General features: G+C 61.5%; 11 protein-coding genes. 3 read left to right on the plus strand and 8 right to left on the minus strand.

The window, feature by feature from the left end; all coding sequences use genetic code 11:
* Positions 1 to 119 precede the first annotated feature (119 nt).
* Complete coding sequence (locus BLV11_RS17050) at positions 120 to 1,034, plus strand: alpha/beta fold hydrolase (protein WP_091812547.1); 915 nt, start codon at positions 120 to 122, stop codon at positions 1,032 to 1,034.
* Positions 1,035 to 1,041: 7 nt separating this feature from the next.
* Here the strand turns inward: BLV11_RS17050 and BLV11_RS17055 are convergent, their stop codons facing one another.
* The gene (locus BLV11_RS17055) at positions 1,042 to 2,097 is read right to left on the minus strand and encodes a GGDEF domain-containing protein (protein ID WP_091812548.1); all 1,056 of its coding nucleotides are present in this window, start codon (positions 2,095 to 2,097) and stop codon (positions 1,042 to 1,044) included.
* Between the two features lie 208 nt (positions 2,098 to 2,305).
* On the opposite strand from BLV11_RS17055, the gene BLV11_RS17060 reads away from it, so the two are divergent.
* Positions 2,306 to 3,400, plus strand: coding sequence for a patatin-like phospholipase family protein (locus BLV11_RS17060; RefSeq protein WP_091812549.1), 1,095 nt, complete (start codon positions 2,306 to 2,308; stop codon positions 3,398 to 3,400).
* Between the two features lie 62 nt (positions 3,401 to 3,462).
* Positions 3,463 to 3,714: a CDGSH iron-sulfur domain-containing protein gene (locus tag BLV11_RS17065; protein WP_091812550.1), complete on the plus strand. Its 252-nt coding sequence runs from the start codon at positions 3,463 to 3,465 to the stop codon at positions 3,712 to 3,714.
* Between the two features lie 8 nt (positions 3,715 to 3,722).
* Here the strand turns inward: BLV11_RS17065 and BLV11_RS17070 are convergent, their stop codons facing one another.
* From BLV11_RS17070 to BLV11_RS17100, 7 genes are all read right to left on the minus strand, one after another.
* Positions 3,723 to 5,177 carry a CHASE domain-containing protein gene (locus BLV11_RS17070; RefSeq protein WP_091812551.1) on the minus strand — a complete coding sequence of 485 codons (1,455 nt, stop codon included), beginning with the start codon at positions 5,175 to 5,177 and terminating at the stop codon, positions 3,723 to 3,725.
* 97 nt (positions 5,178 to 5,274) lie between these two features.
* Positions 5,275 to 6,087 carry a zinc ABC transporter permease subunit ZnuB gene (znuB, locus tag BLV11_RS17075; RefSeq protein WP_091812588.1) on the minus strand — a complete coding sequence of 271 codons (813 nt, stop codon included), beginning with the start codon at positions 6,085 to 6,087 and terminating at the stop codon, positions 5,275 to 5,277.
* The gene (gene znuC, locus BLV11_RS17080) at positions 6,074 to 6,859 is read right to left on the minus strand and encodes a zinc ABC transporter ATP-binding protein ZnuC (RefSeq protein ID WP_091812552.1); all 786 of its coding nucleotides are present in this window, start codon (positions 6,857 to 6,859) and stop codon (positions 6,074 to 6,076) included. The genes znuB and znuC overlap by 14 nt, the downstream gene beginning before the upstream one ends.
* Positions 6,852 to 7,340, minus strand: a complete 489-nt coding sequence (locus BLV11_RS17085) for a Fur family transcriptional regulator (RefSeq protein ID WP_091812553.1) — start codon at positions 7,338 to 7,340, stop codon at positions 6,852 to 6,854. The genes znuC and BLV11_RS17085 overlap by 8 nt, the downstream gene beginning before the upstream one ends.
* A gap of 69 nt (positions 7,341 to 7,409) precedes the next feature.
* Complete coding sequence (locus BLV11_RS17090) at positions 7,410 to 7,874, minus strand: chemotaxis protein CheW (protein WP_091812554.1); 465 nt, start codon at positions 7,872 to 7,874, stop codon at positions 7,410 to 7,412.
* 11 nt (positions 7,875 to 7,885) lie between these two features.
* Entirely contained in the window at positions 7,886 to 8,932 is a 1,047-nt protein-coding gene (locus BLV11_RS17095) for a chemotaxis protein CheB (protein WP_091812555.1), read from the minus strand.
* Positions 8,932 to 17,157, minus strand: coding sequence for an Hpt domain-containing protein (locus BLV11_RS17100; protein ID WP_091812556.1), 8,226 nt, complete (start codon positions 17,155 to 17,157; stop codon positions 8,932 to 8,934). Before BLV11_RS17100 ends, BLV11_RS17095 begins: the two co-directional genes overlap by 1 nt.
* Positions 17,158 to 17,163: the final 6 nt, after the last annotated feature.

Genomic DNA, 17,163 nt, shown 5'->3' on the forward strand with positions numbered 1-17,163 from the left:
CTGAATGGGTAGTTGCAGGCATCACCGAGAGGTGAATCGCAAATTGCGACCAAAGGATGACGTAAGTGCTACCTTTGAACTACAGTTGCCATTTACACCTTTTCAGACGAGGGAAACCGATGGAACAGGAGAGTCCCGTTGCGCTAGACAAACCGACGGTATTGTCGCGGGAAATCACCCTGGAGGCTTGGCAACAGAAGGGGCAATGGTTCAACTACGATGGTCATGCCATATTCAGTCGCATGGAGGGGCAGGGTGAGGCGCTGGTCCTGATTCATGGCTACCCCACCGCCAGCTGGGACTGGAGCCGGCTTTGGCCATACCTGACGCCGCACTACCGGGTGATGGCGCTGGACATGCTGGGCTTCGGGTTTTCCGACAAACCGGCCAATCGCCGGTACAGCATTGATGACCAGGCTGATCTGCACCAGGGCTGGCTGGAAGGGCTGGGGCTGAAACGGGTCCACCTGATGGTCCACGATTACGGCTGCAGTGTGGCTCAGGAACTGCTGGCTCGCCAGCAGGAGGGGCGGCTTGGGTTTACCATTGCCAGCGTCTGTTTCCTGAACGGCGCGCTGTTTCCGGAAGTTCACCGGCCCTTGCTGGTACAACGCCTGTTAAGTGGTCCCATCGGCGGGCTGGTGAGTCGGGGCATGTCCCGGCGGACCTTCGATGTCCAGTTCCGGCGTCTGTTCGGTGGCTGTCACTGGCCGTCCCAGGCCGAACTCGACAACTTCTGGTATTTGCTGACCTACAACAACGGCCGCGGCATTCTCCATCGCCTGATCCGTTTCATGGAAGAGCGCCGCTGCCACCGCAACCGCTGGGTCGGAGCCTTGCTCCGGGCAGAGATGCCCACGGCGGTCATTTTTGGCCGGACTGATCCCATTTCCGGCGTGGCCATGGCCCGTCGTTACCAGGAGCTGGTGAGTAACGCCGACGCTTGTGGATTGCCGCGGGTCGGGCACTACCCTCACTATGAGGCTCCGCAACAGGTGTTCACCGCGTACCAGGCCTTTCGCAGCCATCATTAACCGGGGATCAGGATAAACCGGGTGCGGCAGCTTTCCGCCCGGGGTCGCTATCCTGGCCACTGACCAAACAGTTGCGGCCCCGGTTTTTGGCCAGGTACAGGGCCTGGTCGGCACGGTTCAGCCAGGCAGACCAGGTATCGCCCTTTTTTACCTCGGTCACGCCGGCACTGGCGGTCATCCTGATGTCGTCCTCGAAGGGCGCAGTGGCGATGTTAACGAGTAATTGCTGGGTTAGTTGCTCGGCATCCCGCTGACGGGTTTCCGGCAGCACCAGCATGAACTCTTCGCCGCCGATGCGGAACATCTGGTCGCTTTCCCGCAGCCGCGCCTGTACCCGTTTCGTCGCTTCTCTGAGTACCCGGTCACCGGTGACGTGGCCCCAGCGGTCGTTGATATTCTTGAAGTGATCAAGATCCAGCAGCACGACGCTGGATACCCGCTCGTATCGTTCGCGCATCTGGATCTGGTTGTTGAGTATGTCCGCCAGCTGGGACCGGTTGAGGCAGCCGGTCAGCGGGTCGGTGGTGGCGATCTGGACCAGTTCTTTCTTGAGACGCCCCACCAGCCAGGCAAAGACCATCGAAAACACGCAGGTGAGTCCCAGCGAAAAGGTGATGCGCCAAAAGTCGGCTTCCGGAAAGCGCCGGAAGGAAATCGCCGACATGGTGGTCACGAACAGGACGTTGCAGACCGTCGCAGGCCGCAGCGGCAACAGGAAGAAAACCGCCGCCGCCGCCGGGTATGCCCAGTAAAGGCCTGCGTGCCCATTAATGTGGGTCGAGTAGGTCGAGGACAGGATGGCCAGCAGCACAAACGGCCAGCCGTTCAGAAAATAGATTTTCCACCAGCGCAGACACGCGATGACCAGCACGGCATTGAGGCAGAACAATGAGAGAATCACGGACAGCAGGTAATGGCCCTGATTCCATTGCACCAGGACAAGCGGTGACACCGCTACCAGCGCCCAGAAATGCAGGTGGTAGACAATCTGATGGCGAAAACCGAGCACAACCAGGCTGGGGTTGGTCGCTACGGCTTTCGGTGCGTTCGGTTCCGGTGTCACGATAAGTCCTGCCAATCCTTGGTTTATTATAGTTTTATATCCACTTCTGCTCAGTCTAGCATGTTGCAGGAAGGTCGCTGCATCTCCTTGCCATGACCCTGAAATTGGCCACTTTTTCTGACCGGGCAGGGCGGCCTCAAATGACAAGGGAAAGTGGTAGTGGTCCGGCCGGTTGGTTACACTCGCCACTTGTCACGGAGGAAGTCAGATGACAGCGATACACACCCGCCCCCCGGCGTTAACCGTTCTCGCGGGCCGCAGGGCTTTGCAGCGCCTGCAGCAAAAGCCGTTGGTGCCGGAAGATGTCCACGTGGTGCCCGGTGCCGCCGGTGGCCCCAAGGCGCTGGGACTGACCGGCCTGGATCAGGCCATTTTCGGAGACTGGCTGTTGCGTGCTCCCCAGGAGCGGGCACTGATTGGTGCTTCGATCGGCAGCTGGCGATTTGCCGCCATCGCCTCCGGGGAGGATCCCAAAGAGCAGCTGGCGCGGCTGGCGGAACTTTACACCAGCCAGCGTTTCGCCAAGGGCAGCAGCATCGCGGATATCACCCGTAAAAGCGTGGCATTTCTCGAACAGCTGTTGGCAGGGCGAGAAGAATACCTGCTCAATCACCCCTACTATCGCCTGAATATTGTCGTGGTACGCAGTCGCGGATTGTTACAGCACGACAGTCGTGGCCGTCTGGCTCTCGGGCTGATGACGGCGATCAGTGCCAATATGGTCAGCCGTCGTCACCTGGGCCGATTCATGGAGCGAGGCATCATCCACGACCGACGTCTGGCTACCCCGGTGGCCAAACTGGTGGACTTTCCCAGTCACCAGGTCGAGCTGACCCGTGACAACCTGATTCCGGCCTTGCTGGCCTCGGCCTCAATTCCCATGGTGATGTCTGGCGTTAGCCACATTCCCGGTGCCCCGGAAGGGGTGTACCGTGACGGTGGGCTGCTGGACTACCACCTGGACCTGCCTTATGAGCAGCCTGGCATCGTGTTGTACCCCCACTTTACCGACAAGGTCATTCCCGGCTGGTTTGACAAATCGCTGCCCTGGCGGCGGGGCGATGCCACCCGCCTGCAGGATGTGCTGCTGGTAGCCCCCTCGAAGGCTTATCTGGAGTCGTTGCCTGATCGTAAATTGCCGGACCGTAAGGATTTTGAACGTTACATGGATGACGATGCCGGTCGTGAGAAAGCCTGGCGGGCGGCGGTGACGGAAAGTCAGCGGCTTGGAGATGAGTTTCTGGAACTGGTGGAAAGTGGCCGTCTGAAGGACGTTGTGCGTCCGCTGGACGGCAAGCATTGATGACCCCGGCATGGCCGCTTAGGCCGTGCCGCTATACTGTGCAGACCCAGCAGGAGATCACGATGACAGAGTCAACAGAAGCCCGGATTGCAAGAACGACACCCTGCGCGGTGAAGGTTGAGGCTGGCAAGGACTATTTCTGGTGTGCCTGTGGCCGCAGTGAATCCCAGCCGTTCTGTGACGGTTCCCACCGTGGTACTTCGTTCCGTCCGGTCCGGTTTCGCGCTGAGAAAGAAGAATGGCTGTGGTTTTGCGGCTGCAAGCAGACGGCAACGCCACCGTTTTGCGATGGTAGCCACAAGCCGTTGAGCTGAGCGCCCCGTTACTGCCTGGGGATCACACTCAGGCGGAATCCGGTGCAGCCATGTACCGGATCGGTGACGGTCTTCACCCGCAGGGTAACGGGCAGACAGTGGTTGTCCTCGCTGAGGAGGTTCAGGTCGGCCCGTTCAACGGCCCGGGATTCGCGGGCGGCGGCCAGGGTGGAGTGAAAGGATTCCAGACTGTCGGGCGCGACCCGGGCTTCAAAAGGCTGATCGACCAGTAACGAAGGGGGTATGCCCAATACCTCGCTGATCTGCTCAGAAACAAAACCGGTTTGCCCCTTCTCATCCAGTTCGGCGATGAGCCCTCCCGCCAGGGCGATCAGGTCTCGGGTTCGGTGTCCCGAGTCCTCCAGCGCCTGACGCAGAATGGATTTTTCCACTTCCAGATTCTTCCGGCGGGTATCGAGTCGCGCCTGTTGATCGTTGGACAGTGCCAGCCGCCGCTGGTAAAACCGTCGCGCCAGCAGCGTCATGGCCAGTAATGAGCTGGCGGCAACGGCAAAGCCGGCCCCGGCCAGCCACAACTGCCTCACGGTGCGGGCATTCGCCTGCTGGTACAGTTCCCTGGTGGGAAAGGTGGTGATCATCCAGTGGCGGTTTCCTGCGGCGACTTCCGAGCGAAGGGCCCGCTCGGCGACGACGGCCCCCTCCGCTGGTGACACGTACAACGGTATCTTGTTGTGCTGGTTGAGATCGTGCACGGTAAAACGTATCCGTGGATCCTGATAGGCACCGAACAGACCACCCAGCCAGTGTGATGGGGCCATGGCAATGCTGACGACGTCTTCACGGTTGATGGGCACGAAGATGCGCAGGCTGTGGCCGTTGACCCCACCGCTCTCCACGGTGGACAGCGGCGTTGTGGTCACCATTTGCTGGACCAACGCGTTCTCCAGTTCGCGAGGCCACTGCGGTACCGAGGTGGCCAGTAAGCCCGGGCCAATACCACTGCCGCTGTCTTCCATATCGCTGCGGGCCGTGCTCCAGCGGACCACCAGATAGTCGTCCCTGGCTTCGATGGGGCTGCCTGTCATCAGTTGTTGCCATTGGCGGAACTGCATCGGCTGGCCGAGTTCCTCGGAGATCCGCTGTTCGACCTGAAGACGTTGGGATCCGGGAACCCGGCGAATCAGCTCGACCCCCAACAGATCCGGGTGCTGGCTGAGAAAGGCGTTGGCCTGTTGGCGAAACTGCATGGGGGTGTCGATACGGCTGGCGGCCATGCGCCTGGCGCTTTCAACGAGCAGCGAGAAGTGGGCTTCGAAACGGGCTGCATGGCCCAGCTGGCGGGTGGTCAGCAGCTGGGTGGTCAGACTACGGCCCTCGGTACTGGCGGTCTGGGCCAGCCACGCTGTAGCGATCACGATGACCACCAACACCAGCAGTGGCAAGCCCGGGAGGAGGAGCAGGCGACGCAGGGAACGGGATCCTTGTTGGAGCGCGCGGGGCATGGTGATCTCCGGCTGGCTGGAAGCGAAGGCCTGTCCGGCCTCAGCTTCACTTTAGTCCACGTCGGCGAATCAGGGAAGGTGGATCGCCGCGGCCGCTTCAGCTGCGGGGTTGCCGGACCAGACTGTAGGTCAGCAGGAACATGGTGAAGGCGGCTACGACCACCGATGGCCCGGCGGGGCTGTCAGCAAACCAGGACAGGCCAAGACCGCCGGATATCGCGACCATGCCAATGCCCATGGCCAGCAGCACCATCCGTTCCGGGGTGGTGGCCAGCCTTCTGGCCGTGGCGGCGGGAATGATCAGCAGTGCGGTGATCAGCAGCACGCCGACGATTTTCATGGCCACGGCGATGACCAGGGAGAACATCAGCATCAGTACCAGGCGTAGCCGTTCGACCGGGAATCCTTCCACCCGTGCCAGCTCCTCGTGGATCGTGGCCATCAGCAGGCCGCGCCAGAGCCGCTGTAACAGCACCAGGATGACTGCCGCGCCGCCATAGATCCAGGCCAGATCATCACGGCTGATCGCCAGCAGGTCGCCGAAGAGGTAGCCACTGAGGTCGATGCGGACCTCAGGCATGAAGCTCAGGGTGACCAGACCGATGGCGAGGGCGCTGTGGGCAAGAATACCGAGCAGGGTATCGGTGGCCAGGGTGCGGCTGCGGGCCAGCATCACCAATACGACGGCAAGGCTGACACAGGTGCCGGCAATGGCGAGGTTGAGGGGCAGCTGGAACAGGAAGCCCAGGGCAATGCCGAGCAGCGCGGAGTGGGCCAGGGTATCCCCGAAATAGGCCATACGCCGCCAGACCACGAAACAGCCCAGCGGCCCGGCCACCAGAGCGACCCCAAGGCCGCCGATCAGTGCGCGCCAGAAAAAATCATCGAGAATTGAATCAATGAGCGCCATGGCCACTGCATCCCTCATGCTGGCGGTGGTCAGCATCGCCGGCGACGACGTCGCCATGAAGGTTGTGCTGATGATTGTGGTGATGGTGATAGACCGCCAGACTCTCGGCGACCTGCTGACCGAAGGTTTCGATAAAGGCAGGGTCGGCCGAGATGTCTTCCGGGCGGCCGCTACAGCAAACATGTTGGTTGAGGCAGATGACCTGATCAGTGGCGGCCATGACCAGATGCAAATCATGGGAAATCATGATGACGCCGCAGTGGAGCTCGTCGCGAAGGCTGCGGATCAGCTCGTAGAGGGCCGCCTGACCATTGATATCCACGCCCTGGGCGGGCTCATCCAGCACCAGCAGTTCCGGGTTACGGGCCAGCGCCCGGGCGATCAGTACCCGTTGCTTCTCGCCACCGGAGAGGTGGTGAATCGAAGCATCGACGAGGTGACCGACACCGGTACGGGTGAGGGCCTGCTGGCAGCGGTCCCCGGCCTCTCCGGTCAACATCATGAAGCGGCGCACGCTCAGTGGCAGGGTTGGCTGCAGTACCAAATGCTGAGGTACGTAACCGATCCGCACGCCGGGCTTGAGCCAGATGTTGCCACTGGAGACCCGTTGCAGCCCCAATACGGATTTGATCAACGTAGTCTTGCCGGCGCCGTTGGGGCCAATGATGGTAACAATGTCGCCACGATTGACCGTCAGGTTGATGCCATCGATCACCGGTGGGCCGTCGAAGCGGACACTCACGTTGTTAAGGGTAACCAAGCGTTCAGGCATGTTCTGCCGCCTTGCAGGTAGGGCACTCTCCGGCGATTTCTATGGTCGTTTCCCGGGGCGTGAACCCTTCGGCCGCGGCCGCTTGCTGTACTGCCTGCTCCACCGCAGGGGCCGCCAGCTCAAGGGCATTGCGGCACTGGCGGCAGATCAGAAACACACTGGTGTGATGGTGACCGGCGTGGGTGCAGCCGATAAAGGCATTGAGCGAGGCGATTCGGTGAACCAGGCCATACTGCAGCAGGAAATCGAGGGCCCGGTAGACTGTGGGGGGCGCCGCGTTGTGGCCGTCTTCAGCCAGCGCTGCCAGCAGATCGTAGGCGCCCAGTGGCTTGTGGGATTGCCAGATCAGCTCCAGTACCCGCTCCCGGGTCGGGGTCAGGCGCGCCCGTTGGTTCTGGCAAATGTCACGGGCATCGGCCAGCGCCTGCTGGACGCAGACGGAGTGATTGTGCGGACGGTAAGGCAGGGCGCTGTCGGACATGGCAGGGAGAATCCGGAAAATAATGCAACATTATAACATTCGCTTCCGTCGCCGTCACCGGGCCCGTTGTCAGCCCCGGTGAGCCTGCAGGGCAAGGGATTCCAGGTATTCAAGGTTGGGGATGCGGGCACTTTCGCCATCGACCTCGACCAGCATGAGATCCGCCGGGCCGGTCTCGCCTTCCCGCTCCTGCACCTGTTCGCTGGCTACCCGGGCCTGGCTGGGAATACCTTGGGTGACGATTGCCAGGAACGGCAGCGTGTTGTGGTGCTCGCCGATGGTATTGAGCACGGCCACCCGACCGCGACTGCCGGCCGGAACACCGGCCTTGATGCCATTGGCCGCATCGTAGGAGATGACCGGAAGGGTCAGTCCGCGCCACTGAATATCCCCCAGCAACCACTGGGGCGCGTCGCTCCGTGGCTCCACACTGGCGTAATCGATGATTTCGGCAATGGATACGTTTGGCAGCAGCAGCTGCTGTCCGGTCATCGGGATCATTACGCAGGGGAGGATCTGGCTGGTTTCGCTCATGGTTCTGTTCCTCAGGCGGAATCCCGTTGCTGCTTGCGCTTGAGCAGGCAGGATTCCTCAATGGTTTTGACAAGTTCTCTGGCCAGCTGCTCAGGCGTTCCGATAAAACTGGTGCAACCGGTGGCGGCGATCGAATCCGGCATCGAGCTGTTGGCGCAGCTGGCGCTGTCCTGTACCCAGATGCGACTGCCGTGGGCTTTCAGCAGCGGGGCGGCAATGGCGCCGTCACTGCCCATGCCCGAAAACAGGATTGCGTTGCAGCGGGCACCATAATGATCGCCGACGTTGAGCAGCACCTGATCGATGGAGGGCCCATACAGCCCGGGCCACGGGGTATCCTTACGGGCAAGGCGGCCATCGCTGGCGATGTACCATTCGTGCTCAACCGGCAGCAAAACCACGTCGCCGTTGTTGACCGTGATACCTTCGCTGGCGTGTTTGAGCTGGTAATGGGCGTGGCGACCAAGCACCCGGGTCAGCACGTCGGTAAAGTTGCCATCAATGTGCTGGGCGTAGATGAACCCCACCGGCAGCCCGGCAGGGAGGTGATCCAGAAAGGCCTTGACCGCAGCCGGACCGCCCAGGGAGGCGCCCAGTATCCAGATATCCTGTGCCGGCTGGTCGGCAGCGGCCGGGCTCACCCACCGGGGCAGCTCGGGGGCTTCCGATGCCTCGGTGGCGGCCAGTTGTTCGAGGCTGTCGGCAGAATCGAGCTGCTCCAGGGTGCCAAGATTCTGTTCCAGCTTGTCCTGAAGCCGCCGTTCCCAGCGGAAGTAGTCGGTGGTGCCGGGCTTGGGGGCCGGAGCGACCCCGAACAGCACCGGTACGTTGGTGTGTTCGAGCAGGAATTCGAACAGGTCGGGGTGGTCGGCCTCATCCTCGAGGGTCACCAGCCAGATTTCCGCCTCCGGTACCTGGGGGTAGCCCTCCAGGCGTTCCGGGTCGCCGCTGAAGCTGGCATTCAGGCCGAAGCGGGACACCGCCTCCTGGAGCCGGTGTCGTTGCAGGACATCGTCAGAAACGATGCCGACCGCCGGCCGGCCAGCGCTTCCGGCCATCAGTTGTCACCGGTCAGCCGTTCAATGGTTGCCAGCAGCTCGGCTTCCTGGAACGGCTTGCCAAGATACTCGTTCACGCCAATGGACAAGGCGCGGTCGCGGTGCTTCTGACCGGTCCGGGAGGTGATCATACAGATCGGTGTATCCCGCAGGGTCTCGTCGTGACGGACAAAGCTGGCGACTTCGAAACCGTCCATTCGCGGCATTTCGATATCCAGCAGAATGATGTCCGGACGGTGATCCTGCAGCTGGGCCACGGCATCGAGGCCATCTTTGGCGGTGACCACTTCCATACCGTTGCGTTCCAGCAGGCGTGAGGTGACCTTGCGCACCGTCACCGAGTCATCCACCACCATGACAATGGTTGCCCGCTCTTCCCGGCGTACCGAGTCCTGGGCGCCCTGCAGTCTGGCCTGGCGCTGACGCTCGGACAGAATGTCGGAACGGATCATGGCCGGAAGATCGAGGATCACCACCACATTACCGTCACCGAGAATGGTAGCTCCGGAAACCCCGCGCACGGAGCTGAACTGGGGACCGAGGGATTTCACCACGATTTCCCGGCTGCCCAGCAGACTGTCCACTTGCAGGGCCATGGGCTGCTCGGCACCGCGCACCAGAATCACCGGCAGCGGCAGCGCCTGACCCTGCAGTTTGGGCTGGTGTTCACTGTGCAACAGGCTGCCAAGATACTGCAGGCGGTACTGCTGGCCAGCGTACTCGTACAGCGGTGCATCCGGCTTGTAGTATTCCTCGAGTTCGTAAGTGCTGACCCGAACGATACCCTCGATGGTATTGAGCGGAATGGCGTAGAAATCTTCGCCGGTGGTCACCATCAACGCACGGTTGACGGATACGGTGAACGGCAGGCGGACGGTGAACGTCGTGCCCTGGCCGAGGGCGGAGTCGATATCGAGCGCGCCACCGAGCTGTTTGATTTCGCTGGCCACCACGTCCATACCTACGCCACGGCCAGAGATCTGGGTCACCTTCTGGGCGGTCGAGAAGCCTGGCTGGAGGATGAACTGCAGCACCTCACGGTCGGTCAGGTCTTCATCTTCCCGCAGCATGCCCTGACGGATGGCCTTGTCGCGGATGACCGGGATCGGGATGCCCTTGCCATCGTCGATCATCCGCAGCACCACATCACCGCCTTCGCGGGTCAGCGAGAGCGTAATCTCCCCGGCTTCCGGCTTGCCTGCGGCCTTGCGCTCATCCGGCATTTCGATGCCATGGTCAAGGGCATTACGCAGCATGTGCTCAAGCGGGGCAATCATGCGCTCGAGAATGTTACGGTCCATTTCCCCTTCCGGGTTACGGACATCGAATTCCACCTTCTTGCCCAGCTCGCCGCTGATCTGTCGCACGATCCGCCGCAGGCGCGGCACCATGGATGCGAACGGGATCATGCGGGTCTTCATCAGACCTTCCTGCAGCTCGGTATTGATCCGCGACTGCTGTACCAGCAGGGTTTCGGTATCACGGATCCGGTCTGACAGGGTTTCCCGCAAGTCGGCAAGGTCAGACGAGGACTCGCTGAGGGCCCGGGACAGCTGCTGAATGGACGAATAGCGGTCCATTTCCAGGGGATCGAAGTCTTCCCCGTAATCCGGGCCATGTTCACGCTCGGTACGGAACAGAATCTGCGCCTCGGTTTCGATGTCCATGCGCCGCAACTGCTCTCGCAGTCGCTCAATGGTCGCGGCCATTTCGTCGAGGGTATAGCTGAAGTCGCTGGTCTGTTGTTCCAGGCGGCCACGGGTAATACTGGTCTCACCGGCCAGGTTGACGAGTTCGTCCAACAGCGGCGCCGAGACCCGGATGGATTCCTGGGTACCCGTGCGGGTGCTGGCCGCGGCTTTCTTGACGGGCTGGCGTGCCGGTTTGGGCTGCTGTACCGGCGCTTCAGCAGGCTCGGCCGCCGCGGGGAGTGGTGCGGCTTGCTCCGGCGCGGGTGCTGGCGTGATCGGTGCCGACGGCCGCGGAGTTTCCAGCGTGTTTTCGGGCTTTGCCGGTTCGGCTGGCTGAGCCGGAGTCAGGCCGGTCTCGAACTGACCCTTGACCTCGGCAAGTTGCGCGACGATGCCGTCGTAATCGGCGGTAATGGCCTGCCAGGCATCGGCGTTCGGCAAATTGCCACCGAGGTCGATCAGCCGGGTCTCCAGACCATGGGAGCGATCCCCCAGGGATTTCAGCTGGGCCAGGCGGGCACCACCCTTGAGGGTATGCAGAACACGCTGGGCTTCCTGATTGAAATGATGACTGCCAGGATCTTTCTGCCAGTCGGCCAGCAGGTGTTCGAGTTGATCCACCAGCTCGGCGGCTTCCTCAAGGAAGATCTCGATCACTTCCTGGTCCACCGGCTCGGCAGACGCTGACGTATCGGCTTCGCTGGCAGCTCTTTCCGCGCTCGCTTCGGCGGCTTTGATGTCAGCCAGCAGTGTCGGATCGACGACAGGCTTCTCGCCCTCTTCAACGCCGTTGAGCATTTTCTGCAAGGCATCGTTTGCGCGTTCGCTCAGGGCCAGAACCGTGGTTTGGTTGCCACTGCCCCGAACCAGAGAATCGAGCAGGCTTTCCCAGTGCTCTGCCAGTTCGGCAAAGACATCGGCATCGGCGAGACGGGCGCCACCTTTGAGGGTGTGCAGTTCCTGTTGCAGCTGGGTTATGCCAGTAAGCTCGTCGGGCGCGGCTTTCCACTGCGACAGACACTCGTCGATGGCGGCATGGATCTCCAGGCCTTCATCGAGGAATACGCCGACCAGGTCATCACTGCTATCGGTGCTTTCGGCTGCCATGGCGGGCACATCGACATCTTCGATTGCGACGGCCGACGCCTGTGGCCCGGCGGGCGTTCCGCTGAGGATGGCCTTGACCTCTGCCTCCAGCTCATGGGCAGGGGGACAGGGTTTCTGGGTCGCAACCTGTTCCACCATCTGGGCAAGGCGGTCGTGGCAGGCAAACAGCAGCTCGACCATCTGTGGCGTTGCGGCTATCTGACCTTCGGCGATTTTCTCGAACAGGTCTTCCAGTACGTGCGTGAGGTCGCCAATGGCCGCAACGCCGGCCATGCGGGCACCCCCCTTGAGGGTATGCACATCCCGCTGCAGCTCCGCAGCAATGTCGCGGCTGGCCGGATCTTCGCTCCAGGCATGGAGCGCACTGCCGGTGGAGTTGATCAGGTCATAGGCTTCTTCGAGGAAAATGCCAACCAGCTCAGGATCCTGCTCGGCCAACAGGTTTGCTGGTGTGTCGGCGTTCTCCTCAGACTCCGTCAGTATGTCGTCCTGACCAGGCGTCAGCATCTCGCTGATGCCCTGTTCCAGTTCGCTCAGGTCGAGGCTGTCTGCCTCGGGCTCCGGAATGGCGGCCTCTTCGATCGTGGCCTCGGGCTCGGGAACGACGGTCTCATCGACGTCGGGCTCGGTGACCGCCATTTGCGGTTCGGTTTCCGTGGTTTCCGCCTGACCGTCACTGCAGGCCGCATGCAGTTCCTGAACCAGACCGGGCACCGAGGGGCAGTGGCCGCTGTCGGCAATCGCTTCAACCAGTGCCGCGAGCTGATCATGGGCACGCAGCGCCAGTTCAGTACGCGCATCGGTGGCAGCGATACGGCCGTCGGCAATACGTTCAAACAGGGTTTCCATTTCATGGGCGATATCGGCGATGGCGTTGATATCGGCCATGCGGGCACCCCCTTTGAGGGTGTGCAGTTCCCGCTGCAGCTCTTTAACCAGCTCGGGCTGTTCAGGGTTGTTTTGCCACTGGTGCAGCTGCTCGCTGGTGGTGTCGATGATTTCCCCGGCCTCTTCGAGGAAGATCTCAGCCAGTTCCGGATCCAGATCGGCCATGGAACTTTCTTCGCCGAAGTCAGGTGCCTGAGCTACCGAGTCCTCGGCAATTTCGCCGGCGCCGGAGTCAGCCTCGGATTCGTCCGGCTCAACGCCCAGATCCGGTTCTGCTATCTCGGCGGCTTCGTCAACGAATGCCTCGGTGATGGTCGGAAGTTCGATGTCCTCTTCCGGTACCTCGGCGGCGGTGACTGCTTCCTGATCACCCTCGATGTAGGCGTGAATCTCGGCGATCAAATCGGGTGCTGGACGTGGAGGCTGTTTCTGCTCAAGTGCGTCGACCATGCTCGTGAGTCGGTCATGGCTGCGGAACAGCAGGTCCGAAAGGCGGTCGTTAACGGCCAGGCGTTCGTCGGTCAGGCCTTCAAACAGGGTCTCAAGCTCGTGAGCGAGATCTCCGATGGCGGGGATGTCGGACAGTCGGGCTCCGCCCTTGAGCGTGTGCAAGTCCCGCTGTAATGACTGCAGCAGCGCCGGGGTGTCTGGGTTCTCACTCCACTGGTGGAGGGTTTCTGCGGTGTTGTCGACCAGTTCGCGGGCCTCTTCCAGGAAAATCTCCGCCAGTTCCTGATCGTCTTCCTCGTCGACCTCCATCCGCTGTGGCGGTTCCGCCGGTTCGGCTTCCATCTCGTCAAGTTCAAGCTCAAAGCCGCGGTCAATGGCCTCGAGTTCCCCGCCGAATGTCTCACCGAACGCGTCTTCTGCGGCGGTCGCTTCGGGCGCAAGGGGCGCCTCGAGCAGCGCCTGCAGTGCCTCGTTCAAGGCATTGTCAGGTTTGGCCGCCAGACCTGCAGCAATCTGATCCATCATATTGATCAGTTGTTCATGGCCTGCCCGAAGGGTGTCGATGAGCTGCAGGTCGCCTGCAACGGCGACGTCCTTCATTGCTGCGTACAATTCGGCCAGCAGCCGGGCGAGATCGGATACATCGTTAAGCCCGGCCTGGTCTCCACCAGAAGCCAGTTGCTGAAGCTCATGGCCAAGCATGTCCAGCGGCTGGTTCTCTGTTGGGGTCTCAATCCACTGGTCGAGGATGCGGTCGGCATCCAGCAGGGTGTCGAGCCCTTCACTGAGGAACAGCTGCACCAGGTGCGGGTTGGGTAGGGCTTCGCTTGTTTTGGTCTCGGCGTCGTCGCGACGTCCCAGGGAGCGCGCAGCGACGTCGTTCAGGCGTTGCAGGTACTCTTCCGTCCCCGCGAGGGTGGCCTGTGGATCCTCACGCAGCTGGGCCAGACCCTGGTTGAGAAACCGGCAGGCGTCGGCCATCAGGGCGAGGACGTCCCGGTCCGCCTTCAGTCCGGCGGCGCGGGCATCCTTGACGTACCGCTCCAGCGGCGTGATGACGTTGGCAATCGGGGCAATGGAGGCGGTGTGAGCACTGCCTTTAAGCGTGTGCAGGGCACGTGACACATCGTCAGTGTAGGCTGCGCTGGCCTTGTCACCGGCGTTGTCGAGGAACGCGCGCAGGGTCTGCAGGTGTGTCTCTGTCTCGCTTTCAAAAATATCCAGCAGGACAGAATCGACGTTGTCATCACTGTCATCGATATCCAGATCGCTGCCGACGTCGATATCAATGATGTATTCGGGTTCTTCCTGTTCCGGCATCGCCCGGGTGTCGGGGATGTCGCCACTGGCGATGGCATTGGCCCGGGCTTCCAGGGGCGCCGGGTCAAGAGAGGCTGGCTGTCGTTGCTCGAAGTCCCTGACAAGGTCAGGCAACACTGCTGTCACGTCCTGAAGCAGCGTGCCTATGGTTTCGTTCATCAGGATGGAGCCATCAATCACCCGGTTGAGCATGTTCTCGATCGACCAGGACAGTTCGCCAACCACCAGGGCGCCGACCATCCGGCCACTGCCCTTGAGGGTATGAAAGGCGCGGCGGACTTCCGCCAGGGCACTGCGGTCATCGAACTGGCGAACCAGCATCGGCAGGTACTGGCGGATGGTGTCGAGCACCTCGCCTGCTTCCTCGACAAAAATCTCGAGGATCTCATCATCGATCAGATCGTCGTCGGCCTCCGGCTCTTCCCGGGTGGTTACCGTCGGCAGCGGCTCAGGTTCGAGGTTTGCCTCTTCGCCGGTCACTTCCAGAACCGGCAGCTCTTCGGTGTCCGGCTGGCTGAGAGCGTCAGCGGAATCGGTGATTTCTGGCGCTGGTTCGGGCTCAGGCTCAGGCTCGTTGAAGGTGCTCACTTTGCTGGTCGTGGCCAGGGCTTCTGCGCGGGCGATCAGGTCACTGACGTCGCCATCAGCCTTGCCATGGCGGAATTCTTCGATCAGCTGCGGAATGCGGTCATTCACGTTGCTGACCAGCGAGAACAGGTCGTCGTTCGGTTTGACGGTCTGCTCGATCACCCGGTTCAGCAGATTCTCAACGGCCCAGGCCAGTTCGCCCAGACTCTTGGCATTGACCATCCGGCCACTGCCCTTGAGGGTGTGGAACGCCCGCCGAACTTCGGTCAGCGCTTCACGGTCGTCGTGATCCTGATACAGGCGAGGGAAGTATTCGTGGATGGTTTCCAGGACCTCGGAAGCTTCTTCGACGAAAATCTCGAGAATTTCATCGTCCAGCAGTTCGTCATCGGACGCTTTTTCCGTGTCGGCAACAGGCTCGGGGCTTTCGAGCGGAGCAGTGGGCGCCTCCGCGGCGGTTTGCGGATGTTGCCAGGTGGGCTCGGCGCCTGCCGGGAAACCCAGCACTTCAAGACTGCGTTCCGCCACATCCAGGATGGAATCGCTGGTGACACCGTCGGCGACCTGCTCCAGATAGTATTCGATACTGGTGATGGTATCGGCCAGCGGCTCCATCTGGTTCCATTCCGGCGCATGTTCGGCACTCAGCAGCACCTGACTGATATAACGTTCGGCCGCGTCCAGAATATCGGCAACCCGGTTCAGGGGGATCAGTCGCAGGCCACCGCAAATGCTGTGCAGGAGTCCGGGTACGTGTTCAATTTCACGCTGGTCCCACTGGGAGGCAAGGAAGTTGACGACGGCGGTCTTGACCTGCTCCAGGGTGTTTCGGGATTCCCGCAGCAGGGCATTGCTGGCATCGCTGAGTTCCTGGATGCCAAGGCGAGGCTTGCCATCTTCCTGGGGTTCTTCTGGCTCGACGGGGTGGTCGCTGTCGAGCCCGGCCAGGCTTGCTTCGATGTAGAGCAGGGCGCCGGCAATATCCATCAGGGTGCCATCGTCCACCGCCTCGGTCTGGTTAACCAGCTGGGCAATAGTGTCGATCTGCTCGCTCACGACCTGTCGCGGAATACCCAGACCGAGGACTGCGAGGGTATTGGCAACCTGACGCAGGCCCGGTTGCAGGTCTTCGAGCTCCTGATTGCTGCGGTATTCGGCACGTACGAACAGGTCGAGCTGGTCCTTGAGCTTGGCGAGTTCTTCGTTGAGCGCACTGACCACCGAATGAATCGCTTCGCGGCCGGGGCCGGCCACACGGCTGCGGGCGGCACTGACGTCGTCGTCGGAGGGCAGTGCTTCGTCGAGTTTATAGTCAGCACGCAACCGGCTGGCGTAGGGGGTGTTCAGATCCCGGGCCCGTGCGACGTAGTAGAGCAAGTGCTTGAACAGAGCCTGAGGAACCGGCTGCTGGAGTATGTCGATGTGCTCATCGATCAGGCGCTTGAGTTCGCTGTCGAGGGTACGGAGGATCGATTTGACCGCCGTGTTGACCGGGTTGTCGCCGCTCTGAATCGATTCGATAAAGGCGCCGGCGGCAATCCACAGCTGTTCCCGGGGACTGTTCAGGCACAGTTTGATCAACCGCTGAATGACCTTCTGCAGGTAATCTAAATGGGCGTGCAGGTCTTCTTCGCGAACAATACCGGCCAGCGCGAACTGGTACATCTGGCGCAGCTTGCGGATGTGGCCCAGCACCTTCGGGTCCTGCAGCCGTTGTGACGCATTGGCCGGGGCCCGTTTCTGGGCGGGGCTCAGGTCCGGTTTGAACAGCGAGGTGTCTGACAGCAGCGATTCGCCGCGGGCGGCGCGCAGGTCATTGAGCAATGGCAGCAGCACCAGCGGGAAGTCATCCTTGCTGCTGGCCAGGTGTTCGAGGTACTGGGGAAGCTGAAGGATTGCTTCCATCAATACTTCCACAGCTTCGTCAACGCTGGCGACCGTCTCGTTGAGGATAGCCTGGGTGAGCTTCTCCATCTCCTCGGTGAGCAGCGCTGCACCGTAGAGCTCCACCATCTGTAAGGTGCCGTGGACCTGATGGAGGTAGTTCAGGCAGAAACGCAGGCGAGCGGTATCGTCGCGGTTCTCCACGAAGCCCTCCAGCGCCTGTTGACCCTGAATCAGCGTTTCTTGTATCTCACCCCGAACCCAATCCAGGGCTATGCTGTCATGGTGATTGCCCATAACCAC

It is taken from the genome of Marinobacter mobilis, from assembly GCF_900106945.1.
In the GTDB taxonomy this organism is placed as follows: Bacteria; Pseudomonadota; Gammaproteobacteria; order Pseudomonadales; family Oleiphilaceae; genus Marinobacter; species Marinobacter mobilis.